Here is a 24,704-nt window from a genome sequence, read left to right on the forward strand (position 1 = left end):
CCAGGGGCGGGCTTTTCGTGTGCTCTATTCCGGTGAAGTGAACGCACGACGGCACTCCGGCCAACTCCCCGCAATGCCCTGCTCCTTGGGCCTGCGCGAACCCCATACTCGCAGGGTTCCCGTACGGCACTCCCAGGGAGGCAGAGCATGGACCTCACCACCCGTCGCAGAGCCCTCACCACCCTCGGCGCCGCCCTCGCGGGCTCGGTCGCCCTCCCCGGCACCGACGCCCTCGCCGGTGAACGGCGGCACGGGCCCCGCCCGTTGTGGCGAGCCCACGCCCACAACGACTACGAGCATCCGCGCCCCCTGCTCGATGCCCTCGACCACCGCTTCGGCAGCGTCGAGGCCGACATCTACCTGGTCGGCGACCAACTCCTCGTCGCCCACGACCCGGAGGACCTCGACCCGGCCCGCACGCTGGAGTCCCTCTACCTCGACCCGCTCGCCGCGCGAGTTCGGGCCAACTGCGGCCGCGTGTACCGGGGGTACCGCGGGTCGCTGCAGATGCTCGTCGACATCAAGACCGAGGGCTCTTCGACGTACCTGGAACTCGACCGCCGGCTCAGGCGCTACCGGCACTTGTTCACGACCTACGCCCACGGCCGGGTCCTGACCGGCCCGGTCACCGCCGTCGTCTCCGGCGACCGCGCGGCCCGCGCCCCCATGGAGGCCCAGACCGTCCGGCGCGCCTTCTACGACGGCCGGCTCGCCGACCTCGGCGGCCCGGCGCCGGCCTCCCTCATCCCGCTGATCAGCGACAACTGGACGCTCAACTTCACCTGGCAGGGCGTGGGCGCGTTCCCGGACGCGGAGCGGGAGAAGCTGCGGAGTATCGTCCGGGCCGCGCGCCGCCGGGGGCAGAAGGTGCGGTTCTGGGCGACCCCGGACCTTCCCGGGCCCGCCCGGGAGGCGCTGTGGGCCGAACTGCTCGCCGCCGACGTCGACCACCTCAACACCGACGACCTCGCCGGACTGGAGGCGTTCCTGGACGCCCGGCGGGCGGCGTAGGCCCGTCGGGGATCCAGGGAACACCACACGTTCGGCGGACAGGTCAGCAGCCCGGATGAACACTCCGCTACGCCACACTTACGGCCGAACGCCGTGAACCGGACATGGCGGCGTGGCGGAGGAGTTGACGATGGCCATTTCCATCTCTGTGGTGCTGCTGCTCTTGGTCCTGGCGGTGATCTTCCTGCGCAACGGCGGGCTGAAGGTCTCCCACGCGCTGGTCTGCCTGCTGCTCGGCTTCTACCTGGCCAGCACCAGCGTCGCCCCCACCATCCACAGCGGCCTCACGGCGACGGCGGACATCGTCAGCAGTCTGCGGCCCTGACGTCACCGACCGGAGAACACGCCGATGCCGTTCGCAACGGCGCGTTCGGCACCGCCGCTGGGGTGGTTGCGGACCGAGACGCTGCTCGTGCCCGCCTTCCGGGCGACCAGCGTCGACGACCCGCCGCCGTCCAGGCTGAAGGCGTCGTCCGAGCCCAGCTTCCGCATGGTGTCGGCCACTTCGGCGATCGTCAGGCCGCTGCGGTAGGCCGCGGCGCCGTCCAGCGCGAACAGCAGCACGCACTGTCCGCCGTCGGCGATGCCCACGGCCGTACGAACGGCCGACGTCGTGTCGTCCAGCCCCGGCAGCGGCCGGCCGCCCGTGAGAACCGGGTAACCGCCGATGGCGAGGCGGTAGGAGGCCCCGTCCGTGGCCGCCACGAGACGGTGCTCCACCTCGACCGCCTCGCCGGCGGACAGTTTCCGCAACTGCTGGGCGCCCGCCTCCCGGCCGACCAGCACAGTGGTGCCCGCGGCGATGGGACCGCTGCCGGGTGTCTCGGCGGCCGACACGACCTCGCCGTCGCGGACCGTCACCTCGTACGTGTCCGTGCTGCAGGGCGCGGCGCGGTCCGTGTCCGTGCCGCACGTGGCGCGCACGCGGGAGACGCTGCCCCAGTCGGAGGTGAACGCGCCGACGGAACCCACCGGCAGCGCGTACTGGTTGAGCCCGCCCAGCGGCAGCTGCGCCTCGGCCGTACGGACCGAGCCGTCCAGGGCCAGCCGGTCCAGCCGCGCCACTCCGTCACGGCCGACACCGAACACGTCCTCGGTGCTCGTGCCGGGCGGCAGTGCCGGGCCGAAACGCTGGCCGTTCGGCACGGCCGCCTTGAGCGTCCGCCCGGCCGCGATCGCCGGGCCCACGCTCGCGCCGGTCGCCTCAACGCCCGGATGCTGCGCCTCGGTGATGTTGAAGAAGTCACCGTTGACACCGGCGACCGCCCCCTGGGCGTCGGCCATCCGCGAGACCTGGGCCCGCGAGGCCACGGCCCCCGGATACAGCAGATCGACCCGTACCCGCGGATGGCCCAGGTCGACCTTCAGCACATGCGCGTGCGTCACCCCCTTGGCGGCCTTGATGTCGAACTCCTCGTACGTGACCCCCGGCGCGACCCGTACGCCCTGGTGGACGGCGACGGCCGGAGCCGCCCCCGCCAGGGCCGCCCCGGTCAGCGCGCCGAACGCCGTGACAAACGCCAGTACCGCTCTGCCTGCTCCCCGCCTTCTGTGACGACCTGCCACCGTGCCCCCTGATGCCTCGTCAACTCACCGGATTCTCAGGGGCAGTGCACCAGACCACGAGGGCCGGCGGGGTGGCTGAGCGCCGACTCCACGGGAACGGCTGAAAAAACGCACCCCTCCGGGTGCTTCAGCCGTCGCCCGTTCCGGTGCCGTACGGCGTGAAGTGGGCGGGCGTGTGGTCGATCGGCAGATCCGGCCGCCAGGCGGTGAGGGCCTGCGCGCTGCACACGAACAGCTCCTCCGGCAGCCGGTCCAGGGCGAACCAGCGCCAGCGGCCCACGCTCTCCCCGGGCTGGTCCGACGGCTCTCCCCGCCAGGCGGTGACCCGGGCGGCCACGGTCACCCGTACGAGACCCCCGGCGTCGTCGAGGAGCGTCCCGAGGAGCCGGACGTCCTCCGGCCGGGCGTCGAGGCCCGTCTCCTCGCCCAGTTCGCGCACGACCGTCTCCCGCAGTGACTCCCCGGGCTCCACCGTCCCGCCGGGCAGCTCCCACGTCCCGTGCCGGTGCCGGCCCAGGAGCAGTCCCCGGGGCCCGTGCACGATGGCGCCGACCCCGAGCGTGGCGTGGGCCCTCGGCGGTTTGGCGGTGCGCGGCCGGGAGGAGACCCGGACGGACCGTGTCACCCGGAAGAGCCGGTACGAGGCGTGGTTGCCGGCCTGCGGCGTGTCTAGGACGTCGACCTGCTCCACGCGCAACCCGTGCTCGGCCAGCAGGGCCGTCCAGAGCTCCGGGTCGAGGACCCACATCTGGACGGTGACGTCCCCGCCCCCGGCCAGCTGCAGGATCTCCGGCCGGGCGCTGACCTCGTCCGACGGTCCGTCACCGTGCGAGTTGGTGTGCAGCACGGTGAAGCAGAGCCTGCCGCCCGGCTTGAGCGCCGCGGCCAGGGCGGGCAGCAGCCGGTGCGGGTCGATGTACGGCACGGCGTTGACCGAGTAGATGACGTCGTACGGCTCCGCCGAGCGCAGATGCTCCACCGCGTCGCCAAGGACCAGGCGCAGCCCCGGCAGGGAGCCGTAGCGGGCGCGCGCCCGTTCCAACTGCCCGGCCGAGGAGTCGACGGCGTCCACCAGCGCGCCGTGGGCACGGACCAGGTAGGCCGCGTGCCGCGCCGGACCGCACCCGAGATCCAGCACGCGCCGGCCCGTCAGCTCCCCGAGCACCTCGATCCCCGGCCCGGCACCCTCGAACCCCCAGTCGATCCGCGCCACCTCGGGCAGCACCGTGCCCCGCCGCAGGTGATGTGCTCCGTACGTGTGCCAGGCCTCCGCGTTGACGGCCTCCGGTCGGGTCACCACGGCTCACCCGCCCGCTGCGGCGTCACGCGGAAGGACCGTGACACGGTGGAAGTTGCACCCGGCGAGCCGCTGCTCCTGCCCGGCGGGCCGTGTCTGGTGGGCCTTGAGGGCGATGCTCACCAGGCTCTGCAGCAGGTCGACGTCCGCCTCGCAGTCGAGGTGGACCGTCACCCAGCCGGATCCGGGAACCAGGTGGATGGCGCTCGAACCGGCGAGGTCGTAATGGAAGCGCTGGATGGCCCGTCGGGTGAGGTGGAGGTCCACGTCCCGCGTCGAGTGGAAGTGGACGATCTCGTCACGGACGGAGCGGAGCGCTCGTCCGGTACCGCAACTCGCCGGGCCCGCCATCAGGTCGGGCCAGGCCTGCAAACGCTCCAGGGCGCGCTGGGCCAGGGTCATGGTCCCATCGTCGCGTGCTTACCGTGCCGCAACCAGAGGTTGAGTGTTTTGTAACCGGGACGTGAGGTGGGGTGGCGGGCGCCGGGGCGGGGAAACAGGCTGGTCTCAGGGCGAGTTGTCGACCAGTCTCATGTAGCGCTTCCAGTCCCAGTGGCGGCCCGGATCGGTGTGGTCGCTGCCCGGGACCTCGTGGTGGCCGATGATGTGCGCCCGGTTCCTGGGGATGTCGTACCTGGCGCAGATCGCCGCGGTGAGCCGGGCCGACCGCTCGTACATGGCGTCGGTGAAGTACTTGGGCCGGTCCACCCAGCCCTCGTGCTCGATGCCGATGCTGCGGGTGTTGTAGTCCCAGTTCCCCGCGTGCCACGCGATGTCCGCCTCGCGCACGCACTGCGCCACGTGCCCGTCCGACGAGCGCACCACGTAGTGCGCGGACACCTTCTTCCTGGGGTTCCGGAAGACGGACAGGGTGCCGGCGTAGGTCGTCTGTGCGACGTGGATGACCACGTAGTGCAGCGGATGGGTGCGTGGGCGGTTCGACGGCGTGTAGTTGTGGCGGCTCGCCGGATGCCACGCGGCTCCGGGGTGGTCGACGACCTGGGGCCGGGCGCCGGCCCGTGTGCCGGGGAACAGGGCGGTGGGGACGGCGGTGAGGGCGGCGGCACCCTTGAGGATGCCTCGCCTGCTGGGGAAGGGGGTTGTCCGTTCCATGAGTGGGTGCCTCCCGGGCTCGACGGCGGGTGTCTCTTGCTCAACTGCTGGGGGCGGCGGCCGGTGTGGTCGCGGCCCGTGCGATCAAGTTACGGCGCCTGCCGGTCGGTCCGAAGGACGTGATGCCTTTCGGTGGAGGGTCGCGGCGATGTGGACAACTCGCTCACCCGGTCGGGTGATTGACAGGGACCCGAACGGTCTCCCGTAGGGGGCAGGGCCTTTTCAGGCCCGCTCGGCAACGGTGGCCGGATCGTCCAGCACCGCCCGCACGACCGAGTGCGCGGCGCCCAGCAGCGGACCCTGCGGACCCAGCCGGGACACGGAGACGGGACAGGCCGGACCCGCCGTGCGGCGCGCCAGCTCGTCCCGCAACGACGGCAGCAGCCACGGCGCCAGCCCGGACAGTTCCCCGCCCAGCACCACGCTCTCCGGGTCGAGGAGGTTGACCGCCCCGGTCAGGGCGACCCCGAGCGCGGTGCCCGCGTCGCGCAGGGCGCGGCGTACGTCTTCGTCGCCCTCCGCCGCGCGCCCCGCCAGCAGCCCGACCCGGTCCTCGTCCGGCTCCAGACCGGCCGCGCGCAGCACCGCCTCCTCGCCGGCGTACTGCTCCAGGCACCCGCGCCCGCCGCACGCGCACTCCGGGCCGTCCGGCCGGACCGGTACATGCCCCAATTCACCCGCGAAACCGCGGGTTCCGCGCAGCAGTCCGCCGTCCACCACGACGGCCGCGCCGATGCCGATCTCCGCCGACACGTGCAGGAAGTCGCGCGGCGTGGCGTCGCCCAGCCAGAGTTCGGCGAGCGCGCCGAAGTTCGCCTCGTTGTCCACCGTCAGCGGGAGGTCGGCCGGCAGCAGGTCACCGAGGTCCGTGTCGTGCCAATCGAGGTTCGGGGCGCGTACGACGGTCCGGGCGTCACGCGCCACCAGACCGGGCACGGCCACGGCGAGACCGGCCGGCCACAGGCCCTCGCCCTCCGCCTCGGCGACCACCCGGCGGATGAGTTCGGTGAGTTCGGCCAGCACGGGCCCCGGGGAGCGGCCGCGGTTCGCGCCCTGGCGTATCGCCCGCGACCGGGTCCGGCCGCGCAGGTCCACGGCACAGACCGCGAGATGGTCGACGCCGACCTCCGCGCCGATCCCCGCCGGGCCGCGTCCGCTCAGCGCGAGCGCGGAGCCCGGGCGGCCCACCCGGCCGGGCCGCTCGGGCCCCAGCTCCTCCAGCAGCCCCGAGCGGATCAGTTCGTCGACGAGGGTCGACACGGCCGCCCGGGTCAGGCCGATCCGCGAGGCGACAGCGGCCCGGGACAGCGGCCCCTCGGCCCGGACGGCGTGCAGGACCCGGGCGAGGTTGCGGCGGCGCATGCCCTGCTGGGTGTCCGGCAGGGCGCGTCCCGGCCCGGCCGGACGGGCCTCGTGCAGTGGTGCGGTCATGCCTGACGCCAGTCCTCAGTGGGTGTCCGTGGGCCGCTCCAGCAGCGGGGCCGCGTCGGAGAGTACCCCGGCGATCCTGGCCAGCGTCTCCTCGTCCCGCTCGACGGCGTCGAGCACCGGCCCGGCCGCCGTGTTCCAGCGCCGCGCGACCGCCGCCGGGTCCTCCCCGGTCAGCAGCCCGGCCGCCTGCGCCGCGGCGCCGAGCGCCACCAGCTCCTTGGCCTCGGGCACCTGCACGGGACGCCCCGACAGCCGCAGGACGGTCTGCTGCCAGGCCGTGCCCCGCGCACCGCCGCCGATCAGCAGCAGGGGCGCCGAGGGGTCCGCGTCCTCGTCGAGGACCAGGTCGAGCGCGCCGAGCAGGGAGTGCACGGCACCGTCGTAGGCGGCCTGGAGCAGCTGCCCGGCGGTCGTGTCGTGGCGCAGGCCGTGGAGCAGCCCGGAGGCGTTCGGCAGGTTCGGAGTGCGTTCGCCGTCCAGGAAGGGCAGCAGCGTGACGGCCGTGCCGGGTTCGACGGCCTCGCGGTCCAGGCCCAGCAGCGTCGCGACGCGGTCCACGGCGAGCGTGCAGTTCAGGGTGCAGGCCAGCGGCAGCCAGTCACCGCGGGCGTCGGCGAAACCGGCCACCGTGCCGCTCGGGTCGGCGGGCCGCCGCTGCGACACCGCGTACACCGTGCCCGAGGTGCCGAGGCTCATCACCGGCATGCCCGGACGCACCCCGAGGCCCAGCGCCGCTGCGGCATTGTCACCGGTGCCGGGCGCGACCAGGGTGCCCTTGGAGAACGGCAGATCATGGCTGTCGCGCACCGTGCCCGCCACCTCGCCGGGCCGGACCACACGGGGCAGCAGGGCCGGGTCGAGCCCCACGTACGCCAGGATGTCCTGGTCGTAGCCTTCCGTCCCGGAGGCCCACCAGCCCGTCCCCGAGACGTCGCCGCGGTCGGTCGTGCCCTGCCCGGTGAGCCGCTCGGTCAGGTAGTCGTGGGGGAGGCGCACGGCCTTCGTGGCGCGCGCCGCCTCCGGCTCGTGCTCGGCCAGCCAGGCCCACTTGGTGACCGTGAAGGAGGCGGCGGGGACGCTGCCGGTGCGTTCGGCCCAGAACTTGGCGCCGCCCAGTTCCTCCGTCAGCCTGCGCGCCTGCGGCGCCGAGCGCACGTCGTTCCACAGGAGAGCCGGGCGCACCGGCTCGCCCCGCTCGTCCAGCGTGACCAGGCCGTGCTGCTGCCCGCCGACCGACACCGCGGCGGCCTCGTGCGCCGCCTCACCGCACTGGCGCAGGGCCTCGCACAGCGCGTCCCACCACTGGCGCGGATCGCTCTCGCGCCCGGCCCCCGAGGAGACGGTGTGCGGCGCCTGGCCGGTGGCGACGACCCGGCCTGTGGCCGCGTCGACGACCAGCGCCTTCGTGGACTGGGTGGACGAGTCCACGCCGACGACGAGCGGACCCTCGGCTGCTGACATCGGGTTTCTCCCTCTGCTCTCGTCCCGAGACACCTTGTCTCTTCCCAGGAAGGTGCTCGCATACTAATTTGTAAATCGGCATGACGAAATAGCCTCAGCGAGCAAGGAGCCGCGGCATGAGCTACCAGCCCACCCCCGAGGACAGGTTCACCTTCGGCTTGTGGACCGTCGGCTGGCAGGGACGGGATCCCTTCGGCGACGCCACGCGGCGTGCCCTCGACCCGGTCGAGACGGTGCAGCGACTGGCCGAGCTCGGCGCCCACGGCGTCACCTTCCACGACGACGACCTGATCCCGTTCGGCTCGAGCGACACCGAGCGCGAGGCCCACATCAAGCGCTTCCGGCAGGCGCTGGACGCCACGGGCATGAAGGTCCCGATGGCCACCACGAACCTCTTCACGCATCCGGTCTTCAAGGACGGCGCCTTCACGGCCAACGACCGCGACGTGCGCCGTTACGCGCTGCGCAAGACCATCCGCAACATCGACCTCGCCGTCGAGCTCGGCGCCCAGGTGTACGTGGCCTGGGGCGGCCGGGAGGGTGCCGAGTCGGGCGCCGCCAAGGACGTCCGCGCCGCCCTGGACCGGATGAAGGAGGCCTTCGACCTACTCGGCGAGTACGTCACCTCCCAGGGCTACGACCTGCGCTTCGCGATCGAGCCCAAGCCGAACGAGCCGCGCGGCGACATCCTGCTGCCGACCGTCGGCCACGCCCTGGCGTTCATCGAGCGCCTGGAGCGTCCGGAACTGTACGGCGTCAACCCCGAGGTCGGGCACGAGCAGATGGCCGGGCTGAACTTCCCGCACGGCATCGCGCAGGCACTGTGGGCGGGCAAGCTCTTCCACATCGACCTCAACGGCCAGTCCGGCATCAAGTACGACCAGGACCTGCGCTTCGGCGCCGGTGACCTGCGCGCCGCGTTCTGGCTGGTCGACCTGCTGGAGTCGGCCGGTTACGCCGGCCCGCGGCACTTCGACTTCAAGCCTCCGCGGACCGAGGACCTCGACGGGGTGTGGGCCTCGGCGGCCGGCTGCATGCGCAACTACCTCATCCTCAAGGAGCGCGCCGCCGCCTTCCGCGCCGACCCCGAGGTCCAGGAGGCCCTGAGCGCGGCCCGCCTGGACGAACTGGCCCAGCCCACCGCCTCGGACGGCCTCCAGGCCCTGCTCGCCGACCGCTCGGCCTTCGAGGCCTTCGACGTCGAGGCGGCCGCCGCCCGCGGCATGGCCTTCGAGCGTCTGGACCAGCTGGCGATGGACCACCTGCTGGGGGCGCGTGGCTGAGCGCACGCGCGCGTGCGGGGTCCTTGGCGTGCGTGGGTGCTGGGCCCGATGGGCACGCGTGCGCGGGTCCCTTGGCCGGTCACGGGGCGTGTGACCGGCCAACGGGGCCGTAATGCCCGGGATCACGGTCCGTAATGCTCCGGAATCATGCGATCCACGCCATGAGCCCGTAGCAACTTCCGTGCGCCCCTCCCGCCTTGAGCGGTGCGCGGCGACGCTGGGCGGTATGGCCATGCCGCCCGTACCGCCGCATCCGCCCGGGCCTCCCCGGCGCCGGAACCCCCTGCTCCTCCTGCTCGCCGTGCTCGTGGCCGTCGCAGCCGTGTCCGTCGTGGTGCTGATGGCCAGGGGAGACGACGACTCGCCGGACCGGGAGCCGCCCGCCGAGAGCACGAGCAGCACCCCCGCTCCGTCCTTCGGTATCCCCACGAGGCTGCCCAGCCAGTTGCCCACCGAGTTGCCCAGCAACCTGCCGACCCGGCTGCCGTCGGGCTTCCCGAGCCAGTTGCCGAGCGATCTGCCGAGTGGTTTCGAATCGCTCCTGCCGTCCCTGGACGCCGGCGCGTTACTGCCCTGAACCCGGAGCGGCTTCCTCACGCGCGGCGAGTTCCGCCGACGTCAGTGCCGTCGCCGGATCCTGTGCGGCCCCTCCCGAGGGCAGCCAGCGGCCACGCTCCTTGTGGTACGGCCACCACCGGCCGTCCCGGCCGAGGCGCAGCTGAACCGGGGCGCCGACGGCGGTCCAGCGGTTGCCCCGCGCCCGCAGTTCCGGCCGCTCGTCCGCGTCCCAGGCCGACTCCAGGGCGGCACGCGCGCGTGCGAGCGTCTCGCCCCGCGCCTTCCACTCCTCGTCGAGCACGGCCAACGCGGCCGTACCGCCGTGGCGCCAGGCACGGACCGCCGCTGCCAGCCCCTCCCGGCCGCGTCCCGACCCGGCGGCGAGACGGTCCGCCACCTCCTGCCCGGGGCCGCCCGCGGCCAGCCGTACGGCGTCTTCCGCGACGGTCAACTCCGCACCTGAAGGGTGCGGTTCGGCCGTTGCCCGGAATGACTCGGCGAGCATGCGGTGGGCCTGTACGGCGGTCCGCGCGGCCAGGAACTCCAGCGCGGCCGGGTCGATGCCCGGGGCGGGCGGTGTCTCGGTGTCCAAGGACGGCGGCGCCCCCGGCTCGTCGGGGAGTTCGGGAAGGGGCGGCAGCGGAGGCAGGAGGTCGCCGGTGGCGTAGGCCTCGGCCGCGTCCACCCCCTCCTGGCCGGAACGCCCTGGGGCGGACGCGCCGCTGCGCGACTGGAGAGCGTTCAGCAGGGTGGCTTCGTCGCGTCCGCGCATCAGGAGCAGGACGAACGGGTCCTGGTCCAGCAGGCGTGCCACCTGGTAGCAGAGCGCCGCCGTGTGCCCGCAGTGGTCCCAGGCTCCGCAGTCGCACTCCGGCTCCAGATCGCCCAGGCCCGGCAGCAGTTCCATGCCCTCGGCCGCCGCGTCCTCGACCAGGTGCGGCGGCATCTCACGGTCCAGCAGCGCTGCCACATGACCGGCCCGCTCCACGGCCATGTCCAGGAAGCGGTCCCATTGCCCGGGCGAGAGCTCCTCCAGCAGGACGTCGGCCCGGTGTGCCGTGCGGTCGCGGTCCTGCACCACGGCCGTGAGCCGTCCCGGGCGCACCGACACCGCGCCGACCGCTCCCGCGCGCGCGAGCATGCGGCCCGTTCTGAGGTGCGCCGATTCCAGTGCCGTATCCTCCAGTGCCTTCAGCCACGCCTGACCCCACCAGGTCTGTGCGAAGCCCCTCCCGTGTGCGGGCGGCAACGCGGCGAACGTGCGCTCCGTGTCACTGTCGTGCCGAGTCATCGCAGGCCCCCTCGCAGTTCGACCAGGTCCGCCAGTTCCGCGTCCGTCAGCTCCGTGAGGGCGGCCTCGCCGGAGCCGAGGACCGCGTCGGCCAGCTCCCGTTTGCGGGTCAGCAGTTCGGCGATGCGGTCCTCGATGGTGCCCTCGGCGACGATCCGGTGCACCTGCACGGGCCGGGTCTGGCCGATGCGGTAGGCGCGGTCGGTCGCCTGGGCCTCCACGGCCGGGTTCCACCAGCGGTCGTAGTGCACGACGTGCTCGGCCCGGGTGAGGTTCAGGCCGGTGCCCGCCGCCTTCAACGACAGCAGGAACACGGGCACTTCACCGTCCTGGAAGCGCCGCACCATGGCCTCGCGTTGGCCGACGGGCGTCCCGCCGTGCAGGAACAGCGAGGGCGTGCCGCGGGCGGCCAGGTGGCGTTCGAGAAGGCGGGCCATCTGCACGTACTGCGTGAAGACGAGCACGCCCGTTTTTTCGGCGAGGATCGTGTCGAGCAGTTCGTCCAGCAGGTCCAGCTTCCCGGAGCGTCCGGCGATCACCGGCCGCTCCTCCTTGAGGTACTGCGCCGGGTGGTTGCAGACCTGCTTGAGTCCGGTCAGCAGCTTCACGATCAGTCCGCGCCGCGCCATGCTGTCCGCGCCGGAGATCTCCGCGAGCGCCTCGCGCACCACGGCCTCGTACAGGCCCGCCTGCTCGTGGGTGAGCGACACGGCGTGATCGGTCTCCGTCTTCGGCGGCAGCTCGGGCGCGATCCCCGGGTCCGACTTGCGGCGCCGGAGCAGGAACGGCCGCACGAGCCGGGCCAGCCGGTCGGCTGCGGCCGGGTCCTGACCGCCCTCGACGGCCTCCGCGTACCGCCTGCGGAAGGTGCCGAGGCGGCCCAGTAGCCCGGGAGTGGTCCAGTCGAGGATCGCCCACAGCTCCGACAGGTTGTTCTCCACCGGGGTGCCGGTGAGCGCCACACGCGCGCGTGCGCCGATCGAACGCAGTGCCCGCGCGGTCGAGGAGTGCGGGTTCTTCACGTGCTGGGCCTCGTCCGCCACGAGCATGCCCCACGGCATCTCGGCGAGCCGGGGCGCGTCCAGGCGCATCGTGCCGTACGTGGTGAGCACGAACTCCCCGTCGGCCAGGCCGTCGAGGCCGCGCCGCGCGCCGTGGAAGCGCCGCACGGGTGTGCCGGGGGCGAACCGCTCGATCTCCCGCTGCCAGTTGCCCATCAGGGACGTCGGGCAGACCACCAGGGTGGGCCCGGCGGACCGGGCGTCGGTCTGCCGGTGCAGGTGCAGGGCGATCAGCGTGATCGTCTTGCCGAGTCCCATGTCGTCGGCGAGGCAGCAGCCGAGGCCCAGCGACGTCATACCCGCGAGCCAGTTCAGGCCTCGCCGCTGGTAGTCCCGCAGGGTGGCGGCGAGGGCCGCCGGCTGTTCCACGGGCTGCTGCGCCTCGGGGTCCGCGAGCCGCTCCCGCAGGGCCGCCAGCCACCCGGTGGGTCGCACCTCGACCCGGTGGCCGTCCACTTCCGCCCAGCCCGTCAGGGCCGCGCCCAGCGCGTCCACCGGCGTCACCTTGTGGTCCTGCCGGGAGCGGGCCAGGCGCACCTCCTGAGGGTCGATGAGGACCCACTGGTCGCGCAGTCGCACCACGGGGCGCTTGGCCTCGGCGAGCCGGTCCAGCTCCTCGCGGCTCAGCCGCCGGTCGCCCAGCGCGAACGACCAGTCGAAGGCGAGCAGCGCGTCGGCGGACAGCAACGACGGCACGGCCGCGAAGGACGTGCCGGACTCCGGCTCGTCGTCGGGAGGGCCCACCTCCGCGCGCGTGGTGAGCTCGCGGGTCAGTCCCTTCGGCCAGTGCACCTCCACGCCGGCGGCCGCCAGCGCCCGGGCGCCCGCACCGAGCAACTCGGTGACCTCCTCGTCGGCGAGCTCGACCGCGTCCGGCACCGTCGCCGACAGCAGGGGCGTGAGCGGGGCCCAGGTCCGGGCCGCGCGGCGCAGGGCGAGCAGGGCGTCCATCCGCGCGCGCGGTCCGAAGGCCTCGCCCCCGGCGCCGGACCAGACGTCCGCGGCGTCCGCCACGAGCGCGGGATCGCTCACGCTGTGGACCTGGAGCACGGCCCGGAACGACACGTCCGATTCGTCGACAACCGCGTCCGATCCGTCGTCCATCGCGTCCGGTGCGTCGTCCACCGTGTTCGCTTCGTCGTCCACCGCGTCCGTCAGGCCGCCCGCTTCGATCCGCAGCGACAGCCGTACCCCCGCGTCGTGGCCCGCGGCGATGTCGGCGGCCCACGCGCGCTGCTCGGGCAGGCGCACCGGATCGGCCGACGCGTAGGCGGGACCGCCGGCGACCAGCGGCGCGGCGGGGGAGCGGGGCAGGGTGTCGGCGACCGCGTCGAGGAAGTCGCCCAGCAGCCGCACCGGGTCGGGCAGCCGCAGTGGCCCGGCGCCCGCCAGGGGCACGGCGTGCGCCTCGGGCGGCATGGCGGCGGCGAGGCGGCGCACGGCCTCGACGTCCTGGGCGCGCAGCGGGCCCGTCCGCCAGGCGTCGTGGTCGCCCGGGGACAGCCCCGGCAGCAGCAGTCCGCGCGCCACGAGGTGCAGGGCGTGCGCGGCCGCCGCGCCCCAGAACACGGTGGACCGGTGCCCATGGACTTCGGCACGCGCACGTGTGAGGACCGGCAGGGCTGCGCGTACCGGCAGCAGAACCGCGGGCACACCCAGCGGCTCGACGCCGTCATCGCCGGGCACGACGACGGTCAGGTCCGCCGCGGACGCCGAGGTCACGGTCGGCGGAGCCTCGCCGTCGGGTCGCCAGAAGGCGACGCTGCCGGTCCGGGGCGGGTCACCGGGCAGGAACACGGCGTGGAAGTGGGCCAGTTCGGGGGAGTCGGAGGAGGGTGCCGGGGGAGTGGGATGCTCGGCTATGGCTTATTCCTCAAATTTGACTAGCGGAGTCGGAGTCGCCGAGGGTACAGCACTTTCCGCAAATCCTGGCTATGACTTGGCTATGAGTTAGGTCACTATGGAGGTCTCGGGGGTGCGTAAGGGTAGCGCCTCAGGGATGTCTCAGGGTCGCGGTCCGGAACTGCCGCAAGCGCGGGCCCGTTCTCGAGACAGAGAGCGGCAGTGGCCGCGAAGGAGGCGACATCATGTCCAAGAACGCCAAGATCGCCGCAGGTGGTGTGGCAGTCGGGCTCATCCTGTTGATCTGGCTGCCCTGGTGGGCATCGCTCCTGATCATCCTGGGAGTCCCGGCCGCCGCGTATCTCACGCTGGACCCCTCGCAGCGGCGCAGGCTGCGCCGCGCCACCCGCAAGGAACTGGGCCGTTGACGCGCGGCTGACCGGCGGGACTGGCTGAAGGCCCGCACCGGCTCGCTCGGGCCGTATGGCCCACCGCCTCGGTTCGACCCGTCGGCTCAGTTCGGCCCACCAGCTCAGTTCGGCCCACCAGCTCAGTTGGGCCGTACGGCCATTTTGTCGAGGGCCTCGAGGAGGCCCGGCAGCTCCGGCCCTCGCCCCACCGGCAGGACCTCGCCGGGTTCCTCGTCGAGCAGCACGAAGGCGATGTCGTCGGTCCTGGCGACGAGCGACCAGCCGGGACCGTCGGCCCGCAGGATCCGCGCGTCACCGGGCGCGAACGACGACCGGACCCGGCCCAGCGGCGGCGGCGAGTCGATGTAGGTGCGGGCCTCCGCGAGGGCGCGCCGGATGCCGCTGTGGCCCTGCTGCCCGTTCTCCCCGCCTCCGCCCGGGCCGTCGGCCGCCGCGCCCGCGTCGCCCGGTGCCGGCGAGGATCGCGGTGTCGCTGAGGACCCTGGTGCCGGGAAGGCCGAGTCGTCGACCAGTTCCCGCCACGTCGCCCACTGAAGCGCGATCTCGTCGGCGCCCAGACGCCGCTGGGCGGGGCCCCAGACGGTGGTGTCCGGCGGAGCCAGCGGGGGCCGGTCGTCGGCCTCCGGACCGGGATCGTGCGGCGCGGGCACCCCCGGGGCCGCGACGGCGACCGCGAGGGGCCAGCCGGGCAGCGCCGCGACGACCGTGCGCTCATCCGGCGACAGTTCGTACTCCATCCCGCAGTCCCAGGAGGCGATCGCGACGGCCACGAGGGAGACGTCGTCGATGACCACGGTCCACCGGGCGCCGTCGCCGTCCTGGCCGAGCACCAGCCCGTACCCGTCGGCGAGCGGCGCGAGGCCGAGCGCCGCGCACGCCTCCGGATAGTCGTCGCCCAGCACGCTCGGGAACTTCGCCGGCGTCAGCAGCACCGCCGTGAGCACATAGAGCGCATCGTCCGCGGCGGCGACGGTGTCCTCTTCCGTCCCGGCCATCCCAGCCTCCCCATCGGTTCGTCCACCGGCGCGCACCCTAGTGTGCGCGGAAGCCCCTTGTCACGGCCCCGCGAGCACACGCGGAGCTGCCGTTTTCCGGCGGACGGGGCGAATCGGCCGTCCCGGCCGGGCCTGTCACTCCGCGGGCAGCCCCAGCAACTCACGGGCCACGGTCCGCGGTGACTGGCCCCGTTCCCGGGCGAGCGCGATGACGGCCCGGCAGGCCAGCTCGTTCACCCCGAACGACAGCGCCTCGGGCGACACCCAGCCGGCCGCCTCGTCGGCCCGCTCCTGGTCGTCCTCCGCGCTCGCCGTGACGTAGGCAGCGGCCGCCTCGAAAAGATTGTGCGGACGCTTGTTCCCGCCGGCCTTCGGTTCCGTGCGCATGGCATGAGCGACTCTGCCTCCGGCCTTGCGGACCTTGCCCCACATGCTGACCACCTTCCCCCTGTGCGGATGTCCCGCCGTGCCGGTCATCTTCCGGACTCCAACGTAAAGTTGCAGATCCGGTGACAGAAGGGGGACGGCACTGTGAAGCGCTTCGCGCGCCTGGAACAGATACGGCGAATGGACCCGCACCGGCAGGCAACGGAGATCTACCGGCTGAGCGTGGCCTACGAGTTCCCGTGGGACTTCACCCGCGCCCTGGAACTGGCCCTGTACCGCACTTACGCGGTCCCGAGCATCGGCCGGCTGCTCGCCGAGACGGCGGAACTCACGGAGCGGACGCAGAAGCGCTACGACGACACGTCGCTGCTCCTGGACGCCGTGGTCGAGCACGGCTTCGGCAGCGACCAGGGCAGGACCGCGATCCGCCGCATCAACCAGATGCACCGCAGCTACGACATCAGCAACGACGACATGCGCTACGTGCTCTGCACGTTCGTCGTGGTGCCCAAGCGGTGGATCGACGCCTACGGGTGGCGCAGGATGTCGCGCCACGAGACCGTCGCCAGTGTCGTCCACTACCGCACGCTGGGCCGGCACATGGGCATCAAGGACATCCCCGAGGCCTACGAGGAGTTCGAGGCCTGCCTCGACGACTACGAGGCGGTCCACTTTGCCTGGGACGAGCAGGCCCGGCGGGTCTCGGACGCCACGCTGGACCTGATGTCCTCCTGGTACCCGCGCCCGCTCGCCCCGCTGCTGCGCACCACGACCCTCGCGCTGCTCGACGACCCACTGCTGCGCGCCTTCCGCTACACGCCGCCGAGCGCCGCCACGCGCGCGTGGGTGCGTCGCGCGGTACGGCTGCGGGGCCGCGCCGTCCGTCTGCTGCCGCCCCGGCGCGTCCCGCACTTCGCCCGCCAGAACTGGGAGATCAAGGGCTACCCGGACGGCTATCGGCTCGCCGACCTGGGCACGCGCCCCGTGCCCGGCGTACGGGGCTGTCCTGTGCGGCACGTGGCGGCGCCGGACGCGGAGGCCGGGTGATGCGGCTGCTCAGTCTTCGCGGACGACGAGTTCTCAGTGCTCGCGCACGGCGAGCGCCAGGAAGCGGGAGTCCTCGTCGACGTACGACGTCATGCGCCACCCGGAACCGGCCAGCAGCGGCCGGAGGTTGGGCTCGGCGCGCAGATCGTCCGGGGTGAGCGCGCGGCCGTGGCGCGCGGCCAGGGCCGCCCTGCCGATCGGGTGGAACAGGGCGAGCACGCCACCGGGTCGCACCACGCGTGCCAGCTCGCACAGGTTCTCGGCCGGACTCGCCAGGTGCGAGATCAGTCCTGCCCCGAACACGGCGTCCAGCGAGTGCGAGCGCAGCGGCAGCGCGGCGACGTCCGTGAGCAGCAACGCCCCGTCACGGTTATGTCCGGCCCGCACCGCCTCCCGCAGCATGGCCGGGGTCAGATCGGCGCCGAGCACCACGCCCGACGGCCCCACGGCGGCACGCAGCGGCGGCAGGGCGCGTCCGGTGCCGCACCCCGCGTCGAGCACGCGGTCACCCGCCTTCAGTCCGAGTTCGGCGACCGCGGCCGCGTAGGCCGGACCGTCGTCCGGGAACCGGCTGTCCCAGTCGGCGGCGCGGGCGGTGAAGAACTCCTGGACACGCGTCTGGTCGTCGCTCATGTACGGCATGATTCCTCACCGGCACGGATGACGCCTCAGTGCACACGTTCGAGCGTGACCCGATCGTTCCGGTACATCCTTACGTCATATTCCAACAGCTTTCGAAAGGCGCCCCCTTTGCGCGCCCCTGGCGGGTCTAGCGTCCCGGAGCCATGGGACACCTGGACCACGCCGCCCTGGGATGGCTGACCCCCGCGCTGTCGTACGTGATGGCCTGCACAGGCGCCGCACTCGGACTGCGCTGCACCGTCCGCGCGCTCGGCGCCACCGGGCGCTCGCGCCGCAACTGGCTCGTCACCGCAGCCTCGGCGATCGGCACCGGCATCTGGACCATGCACTTCGTGGCCATGCTCGGTTTCAGCGTCGCCGGCACCGATATCCGCTACGACGTGCCGCTCACCCTGCTGAGCCTGCTCGTCGCCATGGTCGTGGTCAGCGCCGGCGTCTTCGCCGTCGGCTACAGCCGGGACCGCGGCCGGGCCCTGCTGATCGGCGGGCTCACCACCGGCCTCGGCGTCGCGAGCATGCACTACCTGGGCATGGCGGCCGTCCGCCTGCACGGCGACGTGACCTACGACCCGGTGCTCGTCGGGCTCTCCGTCCTGATCGCCGTCGTCGCCGCGACGGCGGCCCTGTGGGCGGCACTCAACATCAAGTCGCCCGTCGCGGTCACCATCGCCTCCCTGATCATGGGCGCTGCCGTCAGCAGCATGCACTACACCGGGATGTTCGCGGTGAGCGTGCGCGTGACGCCCTCCGGGGACGCACTGCCCGGGGCCACGGCGATGCAGTTCGTCTTCCCCCTCGCCGTCGGCCTCGGGTCCTACCTCTTCCTGACCTCCGCCTTCGTCGCGCTGTCGCCGACGGCGGGAGAGCGCGAGGCGTCCGCGTCGGCCCAGCGGCCGGTCGAGAACGTCGCCCGCTGACCACGACCGACACCGACGGACGGGCGACAGGCACTCCGGGCCACAGGCACTCCGGGCCACAGACACTCCGGGCGACAGGCCCTCCGGACGGCCCGCCAGCCCGGTCGGCAGACCCCTCAAGCCCGGACGGCACCCCCCCGAAGCCGGGTGACACGCCCCGAACCACCCGCGAGCGAGGAGTTCATGCGTACACCCCGTAGGACCCCCGAGACAGGCGCCGAGGCGCCGCCCCCGCCCGTGCGCGGTCGCCGCGCGCACGCCGGACCACCGGCCGACGAGGGTGGGCAGGCCCCCTCGGAGGCCGCACCGGACGGAGCGGCCGCGCGCGCGGAGCGCTGGCACATATACGCCCCCGGTACCGTGCGCGCCAAGATCGTCTGCCTGCTGATGGTGCCGGTCGTCTCCCTCCTGGCCCTGTGGGCCCACGCCACCGTCACCACCGCCCAGGACGTCTCCCGGCTGCGGCAGGTCCAGCGCGTGGACGCCACGGTCCGGACCCCCGTCTCTGCCGCGGTCGCCGCCCTCCAGGCCGAGCGTGCGGCCGCCGTACGCCGGGCCACCGACCCCTCCGCCGCGGGGACCGACGAGCTGGACGCACTCGCCCGGCACACCGACCGGGCCGTCGCGAAACTGCGGCTCGGCGAGAACAGCACCGTCGCCGACAGCGAGGAGCTGCCCGCCGGAGTCGCCCGCCGGCTGGAGGCGTTCGTCACGGGGGCCGGGCACCTGCGTGCGCTGCGGACCGAGGTGCGCGACCGGCGCGCGGGCTGGGCCGAGACGTACAGCCGCTACACGCGAACCATCTCGGAGGCGCTCGGCGTCGGCGGTGCCCTCACCGGCATCCAGGACGCCGACCTCGGCTCCGACGCGCGAGTGCTGCTCGAATTCTCCCGTGCGGGCGAGGCCTTGGCCCGGGAGGAGGCCCTGTTGGCGAGCGCCCGACTGTCCGGGACGCTGACCGGGGAGCGGCTTCGGCTCTTCACCGGCGCCGTCGAACTGCGCCGCACCCTGACCGAGTCGGCCGTCGCCGACCTGCGCGGCACCGAACGCGCCGCGTGGAACGCCCTCACCGACAGCACCGCCTACGCCGGGCTGGTCGATGCCGAGGACGGGATCCTCGCCGCCGGACCGGGTGCCAAGGCGATCGAGGCGGTACCCGGAAGCACCTGGGACACCGCCCACGCGCGCGTGCAGGACGGCATGCGCACGATCGAGGACGACGCCGCACGAGGCGTCGCGCAGCGGGCCGACCCGTTCACCCGGGGACTGCTCACCCCGGCCGGCGCGGCCGTCCTGCTCGGTCTCGCCGCCGTCGCCGCCTCACTCGTCATCTCCGTACGCATCGGCCGCGGCCTCGTGGTGGAGCTCGTGAGCCTGCGCAACAGCGCCCTGGAGATCGCCCGGCGCAAACTCCCCGAGGCCATGCGGAGACTGCGCACGGGCGAGGAGATCGACATCCGCGCCGAGGCACCGGCGGGACCGGCCGCCGAGGACGAGACCGGGCAGGTCGCCGAGGCCCTCGGCACCGTCCACCGGGCCGCGTTGCGGGCCGCTGTCGAGCGCGCCGAACTCGCCAGCGGCATCTCCGGCGTCTTCGTCAACCTCGCGCGCCGCAGCCAGATCCTCGTCCACCGGCAGCTGAGCCTGCTCGACAGCATGGAACGCCGCTCCGACGACCCGAACGAACTGAGCGACCTGTTCCGCCTAGACCACCTCACCACCCGGATGCGGCGCCACGCCGAGAGCCTGATCATCCTCTCCGGAGCGGCCCCGGGCCGGGCCTGGCGCATGCCCGTCTCCCTGACCAACGTCGTCCGCGCGGCCGTCTCCGAAGTGGAGGACTACGCGCGCGTGGAGGTACGGCAACTCCCCGAGGCGGCCGTCTTCGGCGCGGCCGTCGCCGACCTCACGCACCTGCTGGCCGAGCTCATCGAGAACGCCGCCCAGTTCTCGCCGCCCCACACGCGCGTGCGCATCACCGGCGAACCCGTCGGCAACGGCTACGCCGTCGAGGTCGAGGACCGCGGCCTCGGCATGGGCAAGGAGGCCCTCGCCGAAGCCAACCGCCGCATCGAGCAGTCCGAGACGCTCGACCTGTTCGACAGCGACCGGCTCGGCCTCTTCGTGGTCAGCAGGCTCGCCGCCCGGCACGGCGTCAAGGTCCACCTGAGGACCTCGCCGTACGGCGGCACCACCGCGGTCGTCCTTGTGCCCACCGCCCTGCTGCACACCGGGGCCGCGGAACGCTCCCGCGGTGAAGCCGAACGTGCCCGCGGTGAAGCGGAACGTTCCCACGGTGAAGTCGAACGTTCCCACGGTGCAGCGGTGTACGCGCGGCAGCCCGAGCAGCGCGCCCACGCGCGCGTGCCCGACGACCTCCCGCGTCAGGACGCCGTCACCGACGCCGTCCCCGATGTCCTCCCCGCACTGGCCGACCGGCGCTCCCTGGTGGCTCCCGTCCCGACAGCCACGCAGGCCACCAGCCACACCCCACCCCCAGGAGTCGCCACCTTGCGACTGCACCGGCCCGAGCAGCCCGAAGACTCCGACGACCTCCCGCGTCGCGTACGGCAGGCCAGCCTCGCGCCCCAACTGCGGAACGGGCGCCCCGAAGAGCCGCCGCCCTCGCCCGCGCCCCGGGACGACGAACGCACGCCCGAGGCCGTCCGTGACCGCATGGCGGCGTACCGCGCCGGATGGACGCGCGGCGGCGGCAGGCCACCCGGCCGCGGAACCATCACCCCCGGTCCGACGGGCAGCGACAGCAGCGAAGGAGACCCCGCATGATCCAGGACCCGAGCAGGCATTCCGCCCGGACCTCCGGCGAACTCGACTGGCTGCTGGACGATCTGGTGCTCCGCGTGAGCGAGATACGGCACGCCGTGGTGCTGTCCAACGACGGCCTCGCCGTGGGCGCCTCGACCGACCTGCGCCGCGAGGACGCCGAGCACCTCGCCGCGGTCGCCTCGGGCTTCAACAGCCTCGCCAAGGGAGCCGGGCGGCACTTCGGTGCCGGCGGGGTCCGCCAGACCATGGTGGAGATGGACGAGGGCTTCCTGTTCGTGGCCGCCGCGGGCGACGGATCCTGCCTCGCCCTCCTCACCGCCGTGACCGCCGACATCGGCCTCGTGGCCTACGAGATGGCACGCCTGGTCAAACGCGTCGGGGAGCACCTCGGCACCGCGCCCCGCGTCGGCGCCCGGCCACCCGCCGCCGGATGAACCGAGAGGGCGGTCCCCGCAGATGACCGAGGACATGACGGGCACCCCGGCCGAGCAGGGCAGCCAGTGGTACGACAACGAGGCCGGCCCGCTCGTCCGCCCCTATGCCATGACGGGCGGACGCACCCGGCCCGGCCCCACCGGCGTGGGGTTCGACCTGATCGCCCTGGTCACGCTCGACCCGGCCGCACCCGGCGTGGACGACGCCCCGCTCGGCCCGGAACACCGCAACCTCCTCGACCTGTGCCGTACGGAGACCCAGTCGGTCGCCGAACTCGCAGCGGGCGCGGACCTGCCCGTCGGCGTGGTCCGGGTCCTCCTCGGCGACCTCCTGGAACTCGGCTGCGTCACCGTCAGCCGCCCCGTGCCGCCGGCACAGCTGCCCGACGAGCGGATTCTGCGCGAGGTGATCGCAGGACTGAGGGCGCTGTAGACGCATGACACCACCCCGTACTCACCTCCCCCTTCTCACCTCACCCTTTTGCCGGCACTCCCGAGAGAAGTGATCAATGGTCTCCGAGCACTCCGACGCAACCGGCGGCGAGACCTCCGCACTGGCGTTGAAGATTCTGGTCGCCGGCGGGTTCGGCGTGGGCAAGACCACCCTGGTGGGTGCCGTCAGCGAGATCCGGCCGCTGCGCACCGAGGAACTGCTCAGCGAAGCCGGCCAGTTGGTGGACGACACCGACGGTGTGGACCACAAGACCACCACGACCGTCGCCATGGACTTCGGCCGCATCACCATCCGCTCCGGCCTCTCCCTGTACCTGTTCGGCACACCGGGCCAGGACCGGTTCTGGTTCCTGTGGGACGAGTTGTCGCAAGGGGCGCTCGGCGCGGTGGTCCTCGCGGACACCCGGCGCCTGGAGGACTGCTTCCCCGCGGTCGACTACTTCGAGCACCGGCGCATTCCCTTCGTCGTGGCCGTCAACTGCTTCGCGGGCGCCCGCCACCACGGCGCCCCGGATGTCTCACGCGCCCTCGACCTCGACAAGGGCACGCCCGTGGTGCTGTGCGACGCCCGCGATCGCGACTCGGGGAAGGAGGTGCTGATCCGGCTCGTCGAGTACGCCGGGCGGATGCACACCGCCCGGCTCCTCGACTCGGTCGGATGACCGGGGTGTCTCTCTGTCAGTCCGCGACGTCCCGCTCCGCCAGGACCTTGTCGATGGCCACCCGGACGAGGAGTTCGCCCGGGACGCCGTTGCGGGCGCCGAACTCCTCGGCGCGCTCCTGGCCCATGTACCGGGCGCCGATGCGGGTGGCCCAGTGCCGTATCTCGCCGAGGTCCTCCGAGACACGGGCGCGGCCCCGCACGACCACGAAGGAGTACGGCGGCCGGTCGTCGTCCACACACAGGGCGACCCGGCCGTCACGGATGAGATTGCGCCCTTTCACGGTGTCCTTGCCGGTGTTGAACACCAGTTCGTCGCCGTCCAGGACGAACCAGATCGGGGCCACGTGCGGGCTCCCGTCGGCCCGGACCGTGGAGAGCTTTCCGGTGCGGGTGCCGTGGGAAACGAACTCCCGCCATTGCGCGTCGGTCATCTTCTCTGCCATGGCTCCATCCTCCTTGCCCCGACCGCGGTCGTGGGGAAGGCTGGCGTGGAGATCCTCCGGCCAGGAGGAGAATCGCACGGGGAGAAAACGGGGAGATCGGAAATGGCGCAGAACCAGGGACTGGACTGGCTGCTGGACGACCTGACCGAGCGCGTCCACCAGGTGCGGCACGCACTGGTCCTGTCCAACGACGGCCTGGTGACAGGGGCGAGCACGGGACTGCGCCGCGAGGACGCGGAGCACCTCGCGGCCGTGTCGTCCGGACTGCACAGCCTGGCCAAGGGCTCGGGACGGCACTTCGGCGCGGGCAGCGTTCGCCAGACGATGATCGAGTTCGACGATGCGGTGCTCTTCGTCACCGCGGCCGGCACGGGCAGTTGTCTGTGCGTCCTCAGCGGCGCGGAGGCCGACATCGGCCAGATCGCCTACGAGATGACCCTTCTGGTCAACCGGGTCGGCGAGCACCTCGACGTGGACGCGCGCCAGCCCGAACGGAAACCGGAAACAGGCGCCTGACCTGCACGTTCGTCATCCCCCGCGGAGTTATCCACAGGCTCACCACGAGATCCGCCGAAGCGGCTACGGTTTTTTCACGGCGACCGCACACGGCGTGAGCCGCCGACTCCACGGGGGAGACCGACCATGTCAGGCACCATCGCGAAATCCGACCGCCTCACCTGCGCCCCGAGCCGGGCCGCCCGCGAACTCCAACTCAAGCGAGGGGAGTTCGATCTGGCGGTGAATCTCGGACTCGTCCGGACCGTCCCCGACCCAGGAGGCGGAGGCCCACGGGTCGCCCGCGCCGAGATCGACCGGCTGCGCGCCGAGGACCGCTTCCCGGACGCCTTGCGCGAGCGCGTCGCGACCGCGGGCACCCATGAGGGCGCCGAGATCATGGGCGTGACGCCCACCAGGTTCACGAGCCTCGCGCGCTTCGGCCTGCTCGTGCCCGTCCGGTTCTACCTGAACCGCTACCGCACCGTCGTCTGGCTCTATCCGGCCGAGGAACTACGGCAGTTCGCCGCCGAGAAGAGCAACGCCCGGCTGCTGACCGGCCGCATGCCCGAGGAAGTGCGGGACGGGATGAGGGCAAAGCTGGACCGGCGGCCCCGCAACTGGCGGGGACGGCACATCGGATTCCTGCTGCGGCAGGCGGGAGACGACCCGTGGGCGCATGCGGCGGCCGTCGCCTGCCTCCTCGACCCGGCCGACGTGGTGGACGTCGTCGAGGACCCGCACGAGCGCGACCGCCTGAACCGCTGCCGCCCCCGGCTCCCGGCCCACGGCGCGCCCGGCTCGCCCGCCGCCGAGCGGGCCCAGGAGCTCATGACGGCGAGCGAGCCGGACGAGGTGGCCTGGTTCCGAGCGGACCTCGCCCACACGATGGAAACGGCCCGCAGGCAACACCCGGCACCACGCCCGTCCCCGGAACCGGCCCTACGGCAGGAGGACCGTCCGGCACTCCCGGACCACGCCCCTTCCCACGGCCTCCTGGGCTGGCTGCGTCGCAGAAGCCGGTGGCCTACGGGGTGACCCTGCCCGCCTCCCGCAGGAGCGGTGGGCGCGCGCCCCGCTGTCCGCCCGATGAGC

Annotated in this window: 25 protein-coding genes; 13 read left to right on the forward strand and 12 right to left on the reverse strand. The window is 73.1% G+C overall.

The genetic code is table 11. The annotated features are described in order from the left end of the window. Positions 1 to 147: 147 nt before the first annotated feature. Positions 148 to 1,011 (forward strand): phosphatidylinositol-specific phospholipase C/glycerophosphodiester phosphodiesterase family protein, encoded by an 864-nt coding sequence (locus tag ACIBL4_RS30680; protein WP_399415031.1) that lies wholly within the window; start codon positions 148 to 150, stop codon positions 1,009 to 1,011. A 130-nt stretch (positions 1,012 to 1,141) separates the two neighbouring features. After that, on the forward strand, positions 1,142 to 1,336 hold the full coding sequence (locus ACIBL4_RS30685; RefSeq protein ID WP_356923735.1) for a hypothetical protein: 195 nt from the start codon (positions 1,142 to 1,144) through the stop codon (positions 1,334 to 1,336). Positions 1,337 to 1,338: 2 nt separating this feature from the next. Here ACIBL4_RS30685 and ACIBL4_RS30690 read toward each other — a convergent pair whose 3' ends face one another. From ACIBL4_RS30690 to xylB, 6 genes are all read right to left on the reverse strand, one after another. Next, a complete protein-coding gene (locus tag ACIBL4_RS30690; RefSeq protein WP_399415153.1) occupies positions 1,339 to 2,535 on the reverse strand; it encodes a phosphodiester glycosidase family protein in 1,197 nt (398 codons plus the stop codon). A gap of 169 nt (positions 2,536 to 2,704) precedes the next feature. Next, a complete protein-coding gene (locus ACIBL4_RS30695; protein WP_399415032.1) occupies positions 2,705 to 3,877 on the reverse strand; it encodes a bifunctional class I SAM-dependent methyltransferase/NUDIX hydrolase in 1,173 nt (390 codons plus the stop codon). 3 nt (positions 3,878 to 3,880) lie between these two features. Then, complete coding sequence (locus ACIBL4_RS30700) at positions 3,881 to 4,276, reverse strand: luciferase family protein (protein WP_399415033.1); 396 nt, start codon at positions 4,274 to 4,276, stop codon at positions 3,881 to 3,883. Positions 4,277 to 4,381: 105 nt separating this feature from the next. After that, complete coding sequence (locus ACIBL4_RS30705; protein WP_399415034.1) at positions 4,382 to 4,987, reverse strand: N-acetylmuramoyl-L-alanine amidase; 606 nt, start codon at positions 4,985 to 4,987, stop codon at positions 4,382 to 4,384. A gap of 222 nt (positions 4,988 to 5,209) precedes the next feature. Beyond that, positions 5,210 to 6,418: an ROK family protein gene (locus ACIBL4_RS30710; RefSeq protein WP_399415035.1), complete on the reverse strand. Its 1,209-nt coding sequence runs from the start codon at positions 6,416 to 6,418 to the stop codon at positions 5,210 to 5,212. Positions 6,419 to 6,433: 15 nt separating this feature from the next. Continuing rightward, positions 6,434 to 7,879 carry a xylulokinase gene (gene xylB, locus ACIBL4_RS30715; RefSeq protein WP_399415036.1) on the reverse strand — a complete coding sequence of 482 codons (1,446 nt, stop codon included), beginning with the start codon at positions 7,877 to 7,879 and terminating at the stop codon, positions 6,434 to 6,436. A 116-nt stretch (positions 7,880 to 7,995) separates the two neighbouring features. Between xylB and xylA the strand changes: the two genes are divergently transcribed. Together xylA and ACIBL4_RS30725 are read left to right on the forward strand one after the other, a co-directional pair. Next, entirely contained in the window at positions 7,996 to 9,162 is a 1,167-nt protein-coding gene (gene xylA / locus ACIBL4_RS30720) for a xylose isomerase (RefSeq protein WP_399415037.1), read from the forward strand. Between the two features lie 226 nt (positions 9,163 to 9,388). Continuing rightward, positions 9,389 to 9,739 carry a hypothetical protein gene (locus ACIBL4_RS30725; RefSeq protein WP_399415038.1) on the forward strand — a complete coding sequence of 117 codons (351 nt, stop codon included), beginning with the start codon at positions 9,389 to 9,391 and terminating at the stop codon, positions 9,737 to 9,739. Here ACIBL4_RS30725 and ACIBL4_RS30730 read toward each other — a convergent pair. After that, a complete protein-coding gene (locus tag ACIBL4_RS30730) occupies positions 9,728 to 11,011 on the reverse strand; it encodes an SWF or SNF family helicase (protein WP_399415039.1) in 1,284 nt (427 codons plus the stop codon). The two genes, ACIBL4_RS30725 and ACIBL4_RS30730, sit on opposite strands and share 12 nt — an antisense overlap. After that, a complete protein-coding gene (locus ACIBL4_RS30735) occupies positions 11,008 to 13,869 on the reverse strand; it encodes a DEAD/DEAH box helicase (protein ID WP_399415040.1) in 2,862 nt (953 codons plus the stop codon). The genes ACIBL4_RS30730 and ACIBL4_RS30735 overlap by 4 nt, the downstream gene beginning before the upstream one ends. Positions 13,870 to 14,159: 290 nt before the next feature. On the opposite strand from ACIBL4_RS30735, the gene ACIBL4_RS30740 reads away from it, so the two are divergent. Beyond that, the gene (locus ACIBL4_RS30740) at positions 14,160 to 14,342 is read left to right on the forward strand and encodes a hypothetical protein (RefSeq protein ID WP_010040978.1); all 183 of its coding nucleotides are present in this window, start codon (positions 14,160 to 14,162) and stop codon (positions 14,340 to 14,342) included. A 122-nt stretch (positions 14,343 to 14,464) separates the two neighbouring features. Here ACIBL4_RS30740 and ACIBL4_RS30745 read toward each other — a convergent pair whose 3' ends face one another. Together ACIBL4_RS30745 and ACIBL4_RS30750 are read right to left on the reverse strand one after the other, a co-directional pair. Further along, positions 14,465 to 15,340: a hypothetical protein gene (locus tag ACIBL4_RS30745; protein ID WP_399415041.1), complete on the reverse strand. Its 876-nt coding sequence runs from the start codon at positions 15,338 to 15,340 to the stop codon at positions 14,465 to 14,467. A gap of 135 nt (positions 15,341 to 15,475) precedes the next feature. After that, complete coding sequence (locus ACIBL4_RS30750) at positions 15,476 to 15,772, reverse strand: hypothetical protein (protein ID WP_399415042.1); 297 nt, start codon at positions 15,770 to 15,772, stop codon at positions 15,476 to 15,478. Between the two features lie 99 nt (positions 15,773 to 15,871). Here ACIBL4_RS30750 and ACIBL4_RS30755 point away from each other — a divergent pair, with 99 nt between their 5' ends. Further along, a complete protein-coding gene (locus ACIBL4_RS30755) occupies positions 15,872 to 16,774 on the forward strand; it encodes an oxygenase MpaB family protein (RefSeq protein ID WP_399415043.1) in 903 nt (300 codons plus the stop codon). Between the two features lie 33 nt (positions 16,775 to 16,807). On the opposite strand, the gene ACIBL4_RS30760 is transcribed toward ACIBL4_RS30755, so the two are convergent. Further along, on the reverse strand, positions 16,808 to 17,407 hold the full coding sequence (locus ACIBL4_RS30760; RefSeq protein ID WP_399415044.1) for a class I SAM-dependent methyltransferase: 600 nt from the start codon (positions 17,405 to 17,407) through the stop codon (positions 16,808 to 16,810). Between the two features lie 152 nt (positions 17,408 to 17,559). On the opposite strand from ACIBL4_RS30760, the gene ACIBL4_RS30765 reads away from it, so the two are divergent. The 5 genes from ACIBL4_RS30765 (at position 17,560) to ACIBL4_RS30785 (ending at position 22,669) form a co-directional block, all read left to right on the forward strand. Beyond that, positions 17,560 to 18,333 (forward strand): MHYT domain-containing protein, encoded by a 774-nt coding sequence (locus ACIBL4_RS30765; protein WP_399415045.1) that lies wholly within the window; start codon positions 17,560 to 17,562, stop codon positions 18,331 to 18,333. 183 nt (positions 18,334 to 18,516) lie between these two features. Next, positions 18,517 to 21,120 carry a nitrate- and nitrite sensing domain-containing protein gene (locus ACIBL4_RS30770; RefSeq protein ID WP_399415046.1) on the forward strand — a complete coding sequence of 868 codons (2,604 nt, stop codon included), beginning with the start codon at positions 18,517 to 18,519 and terminating at the stop codon, positions 21,118 to 21,120. Beyond that, on the forward strand, positions 21,117 to 21,554 hold the full coding sequence (locus tag ACIBL4_RS30775; protein WP_399415047.1) for a roadblock/LC7 domain-containing protein: 438 nt from the start codon (positions 21,117 to 21,119) through the stop codon (positions 21,552 to 21,554). Before ACIBL4_RS30770 ends, ACIBL4_RS30775 begins: the two co-directional genes overlap by 4 nt. Positions 21,555 to 21,576: 22 nt before the next feature. Further along, positions 21,577 to 21,987: a DUF742 domain-containing protein gene (locus ACIBL4_RS30780; protein WP_399415048.1), complete on the forward strand. Its 411-nt coding sequence runs from the start codon at positions 21,577 to 21,579 to the stop codon at positions 21,985 to 21,987. Between the two features lie 76 nt (positions 21,988 to 22,063). After that, positions 22,064 to 22,669 (forward strand): GTP-binding protein, encoded by a 606-nt coding sequence (locus tag ACIBL4_RS30785; RefSeq protein ID WP_399415049.1) that lies wholly within the window; start codon positions 22,064 to 22,066, stop codon positions 22,667 to 22,669. A 16-nt stretch (positions 22,670 to 22,685) separates the two neighbouring features. Here the strand turns inward: ACIBL4_RS30785 and ACIBL4_RS30790 are convergent, their stop codons facing one another. Then, positions 22,686 to 23,114 (reverse strand): PPOX class F420-dependent oxidoreductase, encoded by a 429-nt coding sequence (locus ACIBL4_RS30790; RefSeq protein WP_399415050.1) that lies wholly within the window; start codon positions 23,112 to 23,114, stop codon positions 22,686 to 22,688. Positions 23,115 to 23,216: 102 nt separating this feature from the next. On the opposite strand from ACIBL4_RS30790, the gene ACIBL4_RS30795 reads away from it, so the two are divergent. Both ACIBL4_RS30795 and ACIBL4_RS30800 read left to right on the forward strand, forming a co-directional pair. Then, positions 23,217 to 23,630, forward strand: coding sequence for a roadblock/LC7 domain-containing protein (locus tag ACIBL4_RS30795; RefSeq protein WP_356923715.1), 414 nt, complete (start codon positions 23,217 to 23,219; stop codon positions 23,628 to 23,630). A gap of 126 nt (positions 23,631 to 23,756) precedes the next feature. Then, positions 23,757 to 24,647: a DUF6397 family protein gene (locus tag ACIBL4_RS30800; protein WP_399415051.1), complete on the forward strand. Its 891-nt coding sequence runs from the start codon at positions 23,757 to 23,759 to the stop codon at positions 24,645 to 24,647. Positions 24,648 to 24,704: the final 57 nt, after the last annotated feature.

This window comes from Streptomyces sp. NPDC050416 (assembly GCF_044458845.1).
Lineage (GTDB): Bacteria > Actinomycetota > Actinomycetes > Streptomycetales > Streptomycetaceae > Streptomyces.

Excerpts from the sequence above, each read along its gene's own strand:
- ACIBL4_RS30680 (WP_399415031.1), top strand. The coding sequence starts at position 148 with ATGGACCTCACCACCCGTCGCAGAGCCCTCACCACCCTCGGCGCCGCC.
- ACIBL4_RS30685 (WP_356923735.1), top strand. The coding sequence starts at position 1,142 with ATGGCCATTTCCATCTCTGTGGTGCTGCTGCTCTTGGTCCTGGCGGTG.
- ACIBL4_RS30700 (WP_399415033.1), bottom strand. The coding sequence starts at position 4,276 with ATGACCCTGGCCCAGCGCGCCCTGGAGCGTTTGCAGGCCTGGCCCGAC.
- ACIBL4_RS30705 (WP_399415034.1), bottom strand. The coding sequence starts at position 4,987 with ATGGAACGGACAACCCCCTTCCCCAGCAGGCGAGGCATCCTCAAGGGT.
- ACIBL4_RS30710 (WP_399415035.1), bottom strand. The coding sequence starts at position 6,418 with ATGACCGCACCACTGCACGAGGCCCGTCCGGCCGGGCCGGGACGCGCC.
- xylB (WP_399415036.1), bottom strand. The coding sequence starts at position 7,879 with ATGTCAGCAGCCGAGGGTCCGCTCGTCGTCGGCGTGGACTCGTCCACC.
- xylA (WP_399415037.1), top strand. The coding sequence starts at position 7,996 with ATGAGCTACCAGCCCACCCCCGAGGACAGGTTCACCTTCGGCTTGTGG.
- ACIBL4_RS30725 (WP_399415038.1), top strand. The coding sequence starts at position 9,389 with ATGGCCATGCCGCCCGTACCGCCGCATCCGCCCGGGCCTCCCCGGCGC.
- ACIBL4_RS30730 (WP_399415039.1), bottom strand. The coding sequence starts at position 11,011 with ATGACTCGGCACGACAGTGACACGGAGCGCACGTTCGCCGCGTTGCCG.
- ACIBL4_RS30740 (WP_010040978.1), top strand. The coding sequence starts at position 14,160 with ATGTCCAAGAACGCCAAGATCGCCGCAGGTGGTGTGGCAGTCGGGCTC.
- ACIBL4_RS30745 (WP_399415041.1), bottom strand. The coding sequence starts at position 15,340 with ATGGCCGGGACGGAAGAGGACACCGTCGCCGCCGCGGACGATGCGCTC.
- ACIBL4_RS30750 (WP_399415042.1), bottom strand. The coding sequence starts at position 15,772 with ATGTGGGGCAAGGTCCGCAAGGCCGGAGGCAGAGTCGCTCATGCCATG.
- ACIBL4_RS30760 (WP_399415044.1), bottom strand. The coding sequence starts at position 17,407 with ATGAGCGACGACCAGACGCGTGTCCAGGAGTTCTTCACCGCCCGCGCC.
- ACIBL4_RS30765 (WP_399415045.1), top strand. The coding sequence starts at position 17,560 with ATGGGACACCTGGACCACGCCGCCCTGGGATGGCTGACCCCCGCGCTG.
- ACIBL4_RS30770 (WP_399415046.1), top strand. The coding sequence starts at position 18,517 with ATGCGTACACCCCGTAGGACCCCCGAGACAGGCGCCGAGGCGCCGCCC.
- ACIBL4_RS30775 (WP_399415047.1), top strand. The coding sequence starts at position 21,117 with ATGATCCAGGACCCGAGCAGGCATTCCGCCCGGACCTCCGGCGAACTC.
- ACIBL4_RS30780 (WP_399415048.1), top strand. The coding sequence starts at position 21,577 with ATGACCGAGGACATGACGGGCACCCCGGCCGAGCAGGGCAGCCAGTGG.
- ACIBL4_RS30785 (WP_399415049.1), top strand. The coding sequence starts at position 22,064 with ATGGTCTCCGAGCACTCCGACGCAACCGGCGGCGAGACCTCCGCACTG.
- ACIBL4_RS30790 (WP_399415050.1), bottom strand. The coding sequence starts at position 23,114 with ATGGCAGAGAAGATGACCGACGCGCAATGGCGGGAGTTCGTTTCCCAC.
- ACIBL4_RS30795 (WP_356923715.1), top strand. The coding sequence starts at position 23,217 with ATGGCGCAGAACCAGGGACTGGACTGGCTGCTGGACGACCTGACCGAG.
- ACIBL4_RS30800 (WP_399415051.1), top strand. The coding sequence starts at position 23,757 with ATGTCAGGCACCATCGCGAAATCCGACCGCCTCACCTGCGCCCCGAGC.